The following is a 12,560-nucleotide window of genomic DNA, read 5'->3' on the forward strand; positions in this document are numbered from 1 at the left end:
CTCATGCCACCCCATAAAGTCCGCGCGGGCGGAAGATCAAAACAACAGCCATCAAGATGTAGATCAACATTGATGCCAGCGCGGACCCCACGGACACCGCCGCCGAGGGCTCAAGGATCAGGCCGAACATCTGCGGCAGCAGAAAACGCCCCAGCGTGTCCGTCAGGCCAACCAAAAGCGCGCCAACAAAGGCGCCTTTGATCGAGCCGATGCCGCCAATCACGATCACCACAAAGGCCAGGATCAGCACAGGCTCTCCCATGCCCACCTGCACCGACTGGATCGCGCCCACAAGCGCGCCGGCAAAGCCCGCCAAAGCCGCGCCAAGGGCAAAGACAAAGGTGTAAAGTTTGGCAATATCGACCCCAAGCGCGGCGATCATCTCCCGATCCGCCTCACCTGCGCGAATGCGAATGCCCACCCGCGTGCGGTTGATCAGCGCAAACATGCCCACCGCCACCGCCAGCCCCACCAGAATGATGGTCAAACGATAGGCCGGATACTGAATACCGCCGGGCAAGGTGACCGGCCCCGAAAGCGCTGCAGGCACATCCAGAAACAGCGGAAAAGAGCCAAACAGCCAGCGCGTGCCTTCCGAGAAAATCAGGATCAGCGCAAAGGTCGCAAGCACCTGATCCAGATGGTCCCGATCATAAAGCCGCCGGATAATCGTCAGCTCAATCAGCGCGCCTGCCAGTGACGCCGCGGCCAAGGATGCCATAAGCGCGAGCAGGAAAGATCCCGTCGCCGCCGCCACAGCAGCTGCCGCAAAGGCCCCGATCATGTAAAGCGAGCCGTGCGCCAAATTGATCAGCCCCATCACGCCAAACACCAGCGTCAGCCCCGCGCTCATCAAAAACAGCATCACGCCAAACTGAAGCCCGTTCAGCAGCTGTTCTATGAAAAGAAGAGTTGTCATTGCCCCACCCCGCACCGCCGTCAGGTGCGCCTCTGCTGTCAGCAGAAAGTCATCATGTCAGAAGGTTACCAAACACTGCGCGCAGTCAGTCATACGCGCGAAACGTCATAGGGGGAGGCGCAAAACCCTCCCCCAGATCATCTTACATCTTGCACTCAGCCGCATAGGCATCCGCATGATCAGACAGGCCGGTCGCGATGATCTTGTTCGTGAACAAATCACCTTCCTTGATCACTTCGCGCACATAGATGTCCTGAATCGGATGGTGGTTGTCGCCAAAGGCAAAATCACCACGCACAGAGTCAAACTCCGCCGCCTTCAGCGCCGCACGGAACGCGTCTGCATCCGCAACATCCGCTTTGTCCATCGCTGAGAACAACAGGTTCGCCGTATCAAAGCCCTGGCTCGCATAGAGCGAAGGCAGGCGCCCGTATTCCGCCTGGAAAGTCTCCACAAAGGCCGCGTTGGCCGCATTGTCGATGTCTTTGTTCCACTGGCTGGTGTTTTTCACACCCATTGCCGCGTCGCCAACCGCCTGCAGAATGCCCTGATCAAAGCTGAAAGCTGGACCAACCAAAGGCAGATCCACGCCGCTTGCGGCATATTGCTTCAGGAAGGAAATCCCCATGCCGCCGGGCAGGAAAAAATACACGCTGTCCGCGCCACTCGCCCGGATTTGCGCAATCTCTGCCGCATAGTCGGTCTGGCCCAGTTTAGTATAAAGCTCGCCAGCCAACTCGCCGCCAAACAAGCGTTTGTAGCCGGTCAGCGCGTCTTTGCCCGCAGGGTAGTTCGGAGCCAGAATAAAGCTGTTCTTCAGACCCGCATCATTGGCATAGGCCCCGGCCGCTTCATGCAGGTTGTCATTCTGCCAAGCCACGTTGAAGTAATTCGGGTGACAGCCCTTGCCCGCCAATGGCGATGGGCCCGCATTTGGCGACAGATAGAATTTGCCCTGCGCCGTGGCCGCTGGCACCACGGCCATCGCGAGGTTGGACCAGATAATTCCGGTCAGCACATCAACCTTCTCAGACTGGATCATCTTATCCGCCAGCTGCACCGCCACATCCGGCTTGCGCTGGTCATCCTCGATCACAACTTCCAGATCGTCACGCCCTGCTTGTTTGACTGCCAGCATGAAACCGTCGCGCACATCAATACCAAGCCCAGCCCCGCCACCGGACAAAGTTGTGATCATACCGACTTTCACATCCGCTTGCGCCATGGCGCCCAAGAGGGCCGTCGACGCGGCCAAAACCGCCGTCCTTAAAAACATCGCTTCGCTCCCTATCGCTTTTTATCCTGTTACCAAACCTTGTGCGCTGAGGCCCCTTTCCGTCAATAAGCAGACGAAATTTTTTTCAAGCTTGAAATATCGAAGCCTAAAAAAGAGGTTTCACGCATCAATTCAGCACCTTGGCGATCAAAGCTCACATAAAGTCAAAGCGCAATCCAAAAAGAAAACGCCGGGGCGAACCCCGGCGTCTCTCAATTATCAGCCTCGTGACCACCAGCCACGCCGCTTTGGCTTGGGTGGTGCAGCAGGCTCTGGAGCCACCTCAACCACAGCTGGTTCGGTCTCAGGTGTGGCTTCCGGTGCAGGCGCTTCCGCCACCTCTTCCACAACGGTTTCAACAACTGGCTCAGCAGTCTCTTCAACCACAGGAGCAGCTTCCTCAGCTGGCTCTTCAGCAGGTGCTGGCGCCGCTTCGGCGGTTTCAACAGCCTCAGCTTCCGGCGCCTCTGCCTCAGCCGCGCCGGCCTCTACCACGGGATCAGCAGATGCTTCCACTTCAGCCTCAGTCTCAGCTTCTACCGGCGCAGCTTCCTCAGCGGATGCCTCTTCAGCTGGCGCTTCGGCGTCTGCGTTGGTCTCTGCATCCGCCTTCTTGCCACGGGAGCGGCTGCGACGGTTGCGGGAGCGCTTCTTAGGCTTCTCTTCCGCCTCTGCATCCTCTGCAGGCGCTTCGTCGGTTTTCGCCTCAGCATCCGCGTTGTCGGAAGACTCTGCATTTTCGTCCGATGCGTTGTCGTTGCCGTTCGCTTCGCCATCCGCGTTGTCAGACCCGCCGCGACGACGGCGACGACGACGGCGGCGCTTCTTCGGTTTGGCCTCCCCATCCTCTGGTGCGGTCTCCTCAGCGGCAGTCTTCGCCTCTTCGGCCTCTTCAACCTCAGCTTCGTCAATTGCGTCCATGATGGACATATCGGCAGAGACAACCGGCGCGCTTGGCTCAGGCACCACACGGGTCGCGGTCTTGAACTTCTCGATTGTGAAGTCCGGAGACACCAGCGCAGGATCCCCTTCCACACGCACGGACAGGCCATAGCGCGCTTCGATCTGCGCAATATGCTCACGCTTCTGGTTCATCAGATAGTTGGCAATCGCCACCGGCGCTTTCACCAGCACCTCGCGAGAGCGGCCACGGGTGCCCTCTTCTTCCAGCTGACGCAGGATCGACAGCGCGAGGTTGTCATCAGAGCGGATCAAACCTGTGCCATGACAATGCGGACACGGCTGTGTCGTCGCCTCGATCATACCCGGACGCAGACGCTGACGGGACATCTCCAAAAGACCGAAGCCCGAGATACGGCCCACCTGAATGCGCGCACGGTCGGTTTTCAGCTTGTCTTTCAGACGCTTCTCAACCGCAGTGTTGTTCTTGCGCTCATCCATGTCGATGAAGTCGATCACGATCAGACCGGCCAGATCGCGCAAACGCAGCTGACGTGCCACTTCTTCCGCGGCCTCAAGGTTGGTCTTCAGCGCGGTCTCTTCAATCGAGCCTTCTTTGGTAGCCCGGCCGGAGTTCACGTCAATCGCCACCAGCGCTTCCGTGACACCAATCACGATATAACCGCCAGATTTCAGCTGCACTGTCGGGTTGAACATGCCCGACAGGTAGCTTTCCACCTGATAGCGCGCAAACAGCGGCAGCGCGTCCTGATACTGTTTCACGTTCTTGGCGTGGGACGGCATGATCATTTTCATGAAGTCCTTGGCGATGCGATAGCCGCGCTCACCTTCCACCAGAACCTCGTCGATCTCACGTGAATAGAGATCACGGATCGAGCGTTTGATCAGGTCGCCCTCTTCATAGATTTTCGCAGGCGCAATGGATTTCAGCGTCAGTTCGCGGATCTGCTCCCACAGGCGTTGCAGATATTCATAGTCACGCTTGATCTCGCTCTTAGTGCGTTTCGCACCGGCTGTGCGCACGATCAGGCCCGCGCCCTGCGGCACGTCGATCTCGCTCGCGATCTCTTTCAGCTTCTTGCGGTCTGCGGCGTTCGTGATCTTACGCGAAATGCCACCACCACGCGCAGTGTTTGGCATCAGCACGCAATAGCGGCCTGCCAGCGACAGATAGGTCGTCAGCGCCGCGCCTTTGTTGCCGCGCTCTTCTTTCACCACTTGCACCAGCATGATCTGGCGCACTTTGATCACTTCCTGGATCTTGTAGCGACGAGGGCGTGGCTTGCGCGGTGGGCGAATGTCATCGCTGTCATCGTCATCCGCAACGGATTCGATGTTCTCGTCTTTTTCTGCCGCATCAGAGCGCTTGCCGCGACGGCGGGACCGACGACGACCGTTTTTCTTGCCGTTGTCTTCGTTGTCCTCGTCGTCATCCTCTGCAGAAGGCTCATCGCCCTCTGCTTCAGCCTCTTCCGAAGCCTCATCAGCGGTCTCCGCGTCAGATGCCGCTTCAGCTGCCGCCTCTGGTGCGTCAGCCTCGGCTGTCTCTTCCGCGCTTTCTGCAGCGGCCTCTTCAGCCGGAGCCTCTCCAGCGCTTTCTTGCGCTGGGGTGTCTTCCGCAGCAACCTCTTCAGCTGCATCCGCTTCAACGGTCTCAGCTTCAGCCACTTCGGCCTCAGGCGCCTCTGCCTCTACAGCGTCGGCTTCAACGGTCTCAACAGCCGCCTCTTCTGCCTCAGCAGCGGGCGTATCTTCAGCCGCGTCTTCACCAGTGCTGGCTTCGCTCTCGGTTTCCTCACCTGTTTCAGGATCTTTGGAAACAACCGCGTCTTCGCCTTCGGTGTTGGCAGCCATGGTCTTGCCACCGCTGTCTTTGCCAGCCTCGTCTGTTTCTGCCGCGCCAGCTTCGGTCTGGTCTGTGCTCTCGCTCTCAGACGTTTCAGCAGTCTCTTCGGCTACGTCCTCAGAAACCTTTTTCTCAGCAGTCGCCTCAGCGTCTTCCGCTGGTGCGTCTTCGACCGCGTCGCTTGCTTCTGCTTCTTCCACGGGCGCATCTGCACCTGCATCCTCTGCCGCATCAGACGCCTCGGTCGGCTCCTCAACAGGTGTGTCTTCAACCAACTCCATCGGAGACAGACCCTCTTCAGGGTCCCCCCCGGCATCTTCGACCAGATCGATGGTCTCCATGCCGGAGATCTCCGCCAAAGGCGCTTCAGCAGCGGCCTCTACAGGCGTTTCCGGCTCAACAGCGGCCGCGTTGGTCTCTGTGGTCTGCGTCTCACCGGAAACCTGATCCTCGCCCTTCTTGCGGCGGGAGCGGCTCCGCGAACGCGAGCGGGACTTCGGCTTTTCCTCATCCTCATCGCGCGCCTTCATCGCCTCAGCATAGGCGCGCTCTTCTTCCAGCAGCGCCTCGCGGTCAGCCACTGGGATCTGGTAATAGTCTGGATGGATTTCCGAGAACGCGAGGAAGCCATGACGGTTTCCGCCATAGTCCACAAAGGCCGCCTGAAGCGACGGCTCAACCCGTGTTACTTTTGCAAGATAGATGTTGCCGGCGAGCTGCCGTTTGTTTTCGGATTCAAAGTCGAACTCCTCAACCTTGTTTCCGTCAACCACCACGACGCGGGTCTCTTCCGCGTGGGTGGCATCGATGAGCATTTTCTTAGCCATGTTTTCCGTTTGCACCCACACAAGCGCCGTGACCCTCCCGGAGGATCAGGCCAGTAACGTTGCAGGGGGTGTCTTGTCAGAGCGAGGGGATGCGCGCCGCCGATGGTGCCGCTTGCGGCCCCCACTCGGTCTCTCAAATCAATCGCGCGCTTCATCGCGTTTCTTCTCCGACGCATCGGGCAATGGTTGCCGCGTCTGCGCCTGTTCTAAGCCCTCCGCAATCGCGGTGCGGGCATCTCTAATGATCTGTCTCCAGATCCAATCGGTCTGTCTGATGCGTTGATCCCGTGCCTCTTCGGCTTTGCAGATCATTTGAAACACGCCAAACAGCGAAACTCATGCGGCGATAAAAGTGCTACCTGCCGTCCGTCTACATAAAACCAAGCCTGACCAGATTACAATGGGCAATCGCGCCACGCTGTGGATATCTCTCCGCTTTGGGCTAAAATCCTTTAATAACTGTTTATTTTAAATGCGACGGATCCGCAGAAACGGCCACAGTTTGGCGACAATCCGTAGGACACAAGATAAAGTTATCCACAGGTAGTGTGTCGCCGACTCGGCGGTCAGGCAAACGTCAACCGCAGCGCAGAAATCTGCCTTGCGGCTTCACCAAGGTCGTTCACGATCACCTGCCCCAGTGCGGGAAACGCCTGATTTTCGGGGCGCAAGTCTGGCACCTGAAACGTGAAACATCCCGCCCGCATGGCTGACGTGGTCCCGAAATCACTATCCTCAAAGGCCACACAATCCTGCGCGGACACGCCAAGACGTCGTGCCGCTTCTAGATAAGGGGCTGGATCAGGTTTGTTGGCGGAAACTTCATCACCGGCACAGACCGTCTGGAAATAGGCCAATAACCCAGCATCCTGCAAATGGTGATGTGCTGGGTCTGCAAACGTAGACGTCACCACCGCCATTGGAATGCCGGCCACCTGAATGGCCTGCAACAGGTCTTGGGCATGTTTCTTGACGGGAACACCTGACGTTCTGTTGCGCGCATGCAGGTCTCTCCACTCCTGATCAAACGCGTTGAAGTCAACCTGCTTTGGTAAAAAGTCACGCAAACGCGCCGTTGTTTGCTCTTTAGAGGAACCAACCAAAGTGGCAAAAAACGCCTCAGCCTCATGCGTCGCAATTCCAAGATCTGACGTCAAAGTCACAAACGCCTGCATGAACATGCGCTCGGTGTCCAAAAGCAGCCCATCCATATCAAAAAGGAAAGCTGCAGGATGTTTCAAAACCTCTATCATACGCAAATCTCGAATATGTCTCGTAAGTGGAAAACTGCGCAATCAGTTGCAAACAAAAGAAAACGCCACAATCCCTATTCGGTCATGTGGCGTTCAATATTCTCAACACTGTGCAACAATGCTTACAGATAATCCGCCCGCTGCAGCCCGTACTTGGCCATCTTCTCGTTCAACGTCCGGCGCGGCAGGCACAGCTCTTCCATGACACCGGCGATCGAGCCGCGATGCCGTCGCATGGTGTTGTCAATCAGCATGCGTTCAAAGGCTTCCACGTATTCCTTCAGCGGCTTACCTTCGGTGGTCACCACCGGCTGCATCTCTTCATGATCATTCATCAGAAGCGAGGCAATCGTGCCCCCGCCACGGCGGCTCTGCAGCACCGCACGTTCCGCCAGATTGATCAGCTGACGCACATTGCCCGGCCAAGGGGCCTGCAACAACTGCGCCGCTTCCTGCGCGCTCACCTTTGGCGCGTCACAGCCATATTCCTCGCTGAACTGCTCAGACAGACGTGTGAACAGCGTCAGTATGTCTTCGCCCCGCTGCCGCAGTGGCGGCACAGTGATGCGCAGCGCGGCCAGCCGATAGAACAGGTCTGGACGCAACGCATCTTCGCAGGTGCGGTCCTGTTCCTGCATGTTGCAGATCGCGATGATCCGCGTCTCCGCTGGTGTGCCTTGTTCATTGATAACGTTCAACAACTTAGCCTGCAGACTGTCACTCAGGCTCTCAATATCTTCCAAAACAAGCGTGCCACCGCGCGCCTCTTCAATGGCAGGCAGCTGACTGTCCTCGGGGTTCATCGGCCCAAACAAGCGTCGCGCCAGCGCCTCTTCTTCAAACGCGCCACAGCTCACCAACACAAACTTGCGCCCACCGCGGCTGCCAACAGCATGCAGCGCATGCGCCACCAGCGTTTTACCTGTGCCGGTTTCGCCATCAATTAGCACATGGCCATCCGCCAGACCGAGATCGAGAATATCCTCTTTCAGCCGCGTCATCACCGGGCTTGCGCCGATCAGCTTGCCCATGATCTGCTCGCCGTCGCTCAACTCGCGGCGCAGCGCCCGCGCATCCAGCGTCAGGCGGCGCGCATTGGTTGCCTTTTTGGCAAGCTGCGTCATGCGATCAGGGTTGAACGGTTTTTCCAGAAAATCAAACGCCCCAACACGCATCGCTTCCACCGCCATCGGCACATCACCATGTCCGGTGATCATGATCACCGGCAGCGCGCTGTCCGTGCCCATCAACTTCTTGAGGAACTGCATCCCGTCCATGCCGGGCATCTTGATGTCGCTGATCACAATTCCCGGATAGTCCGCCCCAAGCGATTTAAGCGCGTCTTCGGCACTGCCAAAAGTTTCCGTGTCATAGCCGGACAACGCCAACCATTGGCTGATGGACTGGCGCATGTCCTGTTCATCATCCACAATCGCTATTTTCATTCCTTGAGCCACGCGTTCACTCCGCTGCTTCGATATCTTCACTTAAAATAGGCAACTGCACCTCAAATACAGCCCCACGTGTTTCGCCATTGCGCGCGGTCAGCCGCCCGCCAAGGTCATTCACAATGCCAGATGAAATCGCCAGCCCCAGCCCCACACCATCGCCCGGTTGCTTGGTGGTGAAAAACGGCTCAAACAGACTGTCCAGATTATCAATGCCGGGCCCATTGTCGCGCACCGTCAAAGTCGCTGTTTCACCCGCAGCCAGAAGGATCTCGATTTCCGGATCCGTGACCGCCTCAGTGGCATCCAGCGCATTGCGCAGCAGGTTGATCATCACCTGTTCAAGCCGTACGCGATCGCCCATCACTTTCACCGTTTCAGACGGCACAATCTTGCTGATCTGAACCTTCCGCTGGCGCAGTTGCGGCTCCATCATCGACAGCGCAGAGGCCACCGCCTCGCCCATGTCCACAGGATGGAGCTCATCCCCGCCTTTGCGTGCATAGGATTTCAGCTGCTTGGTGATCGCCCCCATACGCGCAATCAAATCATCAATGCGCTGAAAAGAGGTCAGCGCTTCTTCCGGCCGATTGCGCTGCACCAACAGGCGCGCGCCCGCCAGATAGGTTTTCATCGCCGCCAAAGGCTGGTTGAGTTCGTGACTGACAGCCGCCGACATTTCCCCAAGCGCCGCGAGCTTTGAACTCTGAGCCAAACTCTGCTCAGCGACTTCAAGACTCAACTGCATCCGCTCGCGCTCGGCAATCTCGCGTTGCAAACGCTGGTTCAGGCGGCGCAACTCCACGCTTTCGCGCTGGAAAAACACCATGCGCGACGCGCTCTTGCGCCCAAGCACATAAAATCCAACCGCCAGCAAGATCGCAAACCCCATGATTTCCAGCGCAAGAACCGCATTCACCTTCTCGCGCACGCTGGCATAGGGCGTAAAGCTTGCCATCTGCCAGCCACGGAAAGGGATCCGCGCGCCCATGCGCATCACCGCTTCGCCTTGCAAATAGGCATCGGCCGGCACCTGCGTCCAATCAGATGTCACTTTAAATGCGCGCTCTATTGCGCCAAGTGCGGGTTGTCGCGCGAGGGCTTCCACCTCGGTCGTGCCGCGCCAGCGGGGTTCGCTTGCTAAGATGATCACACCCTCGCTGTCTGTCACAAGCACCGCATCAGAAATTCCAGCCCAGGCACGTTCAAACTTCTGCAAGTCGACTTCAACCGCAATCACACCAAGCGTCGTGCCCTGACTCTCAAGCCGACGTGAATAAATGAATCGATTGGCGCCGGTGTCTTCTCGGGCTGTGGTGAACAGCGTCGCATTGGAACGCAGCGCATTGACGAAAAACTGCTGATCCCGATAGAGCGTGCCAAGACGTGTGCGATCCGTGGCGGCGACAGTGCGCCCGCCTTCGTCCAGCAACAGCAAAGAGGCCGCACCAATCTCATCTACGAAACTGATCAGACGGGCGGTAGAGCTGGAAAAATCCTGAGATTCCAGCGCCCCAATCAATTCCGGATCTTTCGCAAGCAGTTGCGGCACAATCGCATTGCGGCGCAATTCACTCAGCAAATTGCCGGAATACAACGCCAGACGCAGCTCCGCGCGGTTGCGGGTGTTTTCTGTAAACCGATCCGTGAGAAAGCTGTTTGTAATCCAGATCGTGATCGCCGCAACCACCACAATACAGATCAAAACAATCCGTGCGCGCCACCCAACTGGGGTGGCATGCACCATGTCATAAGGTTGAGAGGTCTGCAGCGTCATTGCGCCACACTACGCGTCTCAAAGGTTGGCCTCAAGTCAGGCTAACACGAACTGCTCCGCCAACGCGCGGAACATTGCCACCCCATCGGTGCCACCATGGCCGATATCCGCCGCCCGCTCTGGGTGCGGCATCATGCCAAGCACGCGCCGGTTCTTGCTGACAACGCCCGCGATGTCCGCAACAGACCCATTCGGGTTGTCGGTGTAGGTGAACGCAATGCGATCTTCGTCACGCAGCTCAGCAAGTTTTTCGTCTGTCACGAAATAATTGCCGTCGTGGTGCGCGATTGGCACGTTGACCACATCACCCTTGCTGTAGCCTGCCGTGAAAGCCGTGTCAGCTGTAGCAACTTCCAGACCAACCGTGCGGCAGATGTATTTCAAGCCAGCATTGCGGCGCAGCGCACCGGGCAACAGGCCGGTTTCCGTGAGGATCTGAAATCCGTTACATACGCCAAGTGCATAGCCGCCGCGTTCCGCGTGCTGGATCAGCGATTGGCAAATCGGAGAGTTGGCCGCAATCGCGCCACAGCGCAGATAGTCGCCAAAGCTGAAACCACCCGGCACACCGACAATATCGATGCCTTCAGGCAACGCGGTGTCCTTGTGCCACACCATGGTGACATCGGCACCAGCCTGCTCAAACGCCACCGCAAGATCGCGGTCACAGTTGGAGCCTGGAAAAACAATGACCGCTGCTTTCATCAGCCCATCTCCACCCGGTAGCTTTCAATCACCGTGTTGGCGAGCAGCTTTTCACACATCTCATTCACGGTGGCCTCGGTGGTGCCTTCCGCAAGATCCAGCTCTATCACCTTTCCTTGGCGCACACCTTCCACGCCATCAAACCCAAGGCTCCCAAGCGCGTGGCGCACGGCCTCACCTTGCGGGTCCAAAACGCCGTTTTTCAACATGACATATACGCGGGCTTTCATCTGGTCTTTCTCCGGTTGGGCAAAGGCGGGACGGCCCCGCTTTTTCTTGCCAAAATTTCTTTCCCCGGCGCCCACAACCGGGCGCAGGGCCTGTTGCTGGCGCGTTCAGTTCACCAAGGTCGGCTTTTGCGGCCCGGTGCCTTTGGGCAGAACGCCGAGACGACGTGCCACTTCCGCGTAGGCATCGGTCAGGCTGCCCAGATCGCGACGGAAAACGTCTTTGTCGAGCTTCTGACCACTTTCAATATCCCACAGGCGGCAGCTGTCTGGGCTGATTTCATCGGCCACAACCAAGCGCTGGAAATCGCCTTCATACACGCGTCCAATTTCGATCTTGAAATCAATCAGACGAATGCCAACGCCATACATAACGCCACTCAGGTAATCATTCACCCGCAGCGCAAGGCCCAGAATGTCATCCATATCCTGCTGGCTTGCCCAACCAAAGGCCGCGATATGCTCTTCAGAAACCAGCGGATCCCCAAGGCTGTCATCTTTGTAGCAATATTCCACAATTGGGCGCGGCAGCTGTGTGCCCTCTTCGATGCCCAGACGCTTACTCATGGAGCCCGCTGCAAAATTGCGCACGATCACTTCCAAAGGAATGATCTCGCAATTGCGCACCAGTTGCTCGCGCATGTTGAGGCGTTTCAAGAAATGTGTCGGCACACCAATCTGTGTCAGCCCGGTCATGAAATATTCGCTCAGGCGGTTGTTCAGCACGCCTTTGCCATCAATCACGTCTTTCTTCTCGGCATTAAAGGCCGTCGCGTCATCTTTGAAGTATTGCACAATCGTGCCTGGCTCCGGTCCTTCAAACAGGATTTTTGCTTTGCCTTCGTAGATTTTTTTGCCGCGCGCCATCGCTACACCCCTTTTTTCCGGAAGAGAGTCCCGGATTCATGGCCCTCTTAATCCAAGGGCGTAATTGTCGCAAGCATGCCAAGCGCTCTTGCGCTAAACTCCTGCGATGCGCATATATTTGAGACATTAGTTAGAGGCTTATGAGGACAGTCAGATATGACCACCTTTGATGACCGCGAAAACGCCTTTGAGGCAAAATTTGCGCATGATGAGGAAACCAAATTCAAGGCAGAGGCACGCGCCAACAAATACCTTGGGCTTTGGGCCGCTGATCTGCAGGATAAATTTGGCGACGATGCCGAAGCCTATGCCCTCACCGTGATCCGCGCCGACTTCGAAGAAGCGGGGCATGACGATGTGATCCGCAAGGTTGTCGCTGACCTAGAAGGCATTGCCGCCGAAGAAGAGATCCGCGCCAAACGCCGGGAATGTCTGCTCACTGCGCAGCAAGAGTTGATGAGCGAAGGTTGATTTCCCCCTTCCTTGCAAGATAA

11 protein-coding genes are annotated in these 12,560 nt (G+C 57.4%); 1 reads left to right on the forward strand and 10 read right to left on the reverse strand.

What is annotated here, in order from left to right:
• Position 1: 1 nt before the first annotated feature.
• The 10 genes from J7413_RS01945 to purC all read right to left on the reverse strand — a co-directional run bounded on the left by J7413_RS01945 (position 2) and on the right by purC (position 12,066).
• Entirely contained in the window at positions 2-919 is a 918-nt protein-coding gene (locus J7413_RS01945) for a branched-chain amino acid ABC transporter permease (RefSeq protein WP_209095851.1), read from the reverse strand.
• A gap of 142 nt (positions 920-1,061) precedes the next feature.
• A complete protein-coding gene (locus J7413_RS01950; RefSeq protein ID WP_209095853.1) occupies positions 1,062-2,195 on the reverse strand; it encodes an ABC transporter substrate-binding protein in 1,134 nt (377 codons plus the stop codon).
• A gap of 219 nt (positions 2,196-2,414) precedes the next feature.
• A complete protein-coding gene (locus J7413_RS01955; protein ID WP_247743282.1) occupies positions 2,415-5,789 on the reverse strand; it encodes a ribonuclease E/G in 3,375 nt (1,124 codons plus the stop codon).
• 138 nt (positions 5,790-5,927) lie between these two features.
• The gene (locus J7413_RS01960) at positions 5,928-6,101 is read right to left on the reverse strand and encodes a hypothetical protein (protein ID WP_209095855.1); all 174 of its coding nucleotides are present in this window, start codon (positions 6,099-6,101) and stop codon (positions 5,928-5,930) included.
• 254 nt (positions 6,102-6,355) lie between these two features.
• Positions 6,356-7,030, reverse strand: coding sequence for an HAD family phosphatase (locus tag J7413_RS01965; protein ID WP_209095857.1), 675 nt, complete (start codon positions 7,028-7,030; stop codon positions 6,356-6,358).
• Positions 7,031-7,164: 134 nt separating this feature from the next.
• Positions 7,165-8,499, reverse strand: coding sequence for a sigma-54 dependent transcriptional regulator (locus tag J7413_RS01970; RefSeq protein ID WP_209095859.1), 1,335 nt, complete (start codon positions 8,497-8,499; stop codon positions 7,165-7,167).
• 4 nt (positions 8,500-8,503) lie between these two features.
• Positions 8,504-10,237 (reverse strand): ATP-binding protein, encoded by a 1,734-nt coding sequence (locus tag J7413_RS01975; protein WP_209096723.1) that lies wholly within the window; start codon positions 10,235-10,237, stop codon positions 8,504-8,506.
• A gap of 66 nt (positions 10,238-10,303) precedes the next feature.
• Positions 10,304-10,972 carry a phosphoribosylformylglycinamidine synthase subunit PurQ gene (gene purQ / locus J7413_RS01980; RefSeq protein ID WP_209095861.1) on the reverse strand — a complete coding sequence of 223 codons (669 nt, stop codon included), beginning with the start codon at positions 10,970-10,972 and terminating at the stop codon, positions 10,304-10,306.
• The gene (gene purS / locus J7413_RS01985) at positions 10,972-11,202 is read right to left on the reverse strand and encodes a phosphoribosylformylglycinamidine synthase subunit PurS (RefSeq protein ID WP_209095863.1); all 231 of its coding nucleotides are present in this window, start codon (positions 11,200-11,202) and stop codon (positions 10,972-10,974) included. The genes purQ and purS overlap by 1 nt, the downstream gene beginning before the upstream one ends.
• 105 nt (positions 11,203-11,307) lie before the next feature.
• Positions 11,308-12,066 (reverse strand): phosphoribosylaminoimidazolesuccinocarboxamide synthase, encoded by a 759-nt coding sequence (gene purC / locus J7413_RS01990; protein ID WP_209095865.1) that lies wholly within the window; start codon positions 12,064-12,066, stop codon positions 11,308-11,310.
• Positions 12,067-12,222: 156 nt separating this feature from the next.
• Between purC and J7413_RS01995 the strand changes: the two genes are divergently transcribed.
• A complete protein-coding gene (locus J7413_RS01995; protein WP_209095867.1) occupies positions 12,223-12,537 on the forward strand; it encodes a DUF1476 domain-containing protein in 315 nt (104 codons plus the stop codon).
• Positions 12,538-12,560 lie beyond the last annotated feature (23 nt).

It is taken from the genome of Shimia sp. R10_1 (genome assembly GCF_017744095.1).
Taxonomy (GTDB): Bacteria; Pseudomonadota; Alphaproteobacteria; order Rhodobacterales; family Rhodobacteraceae; genus Shimia.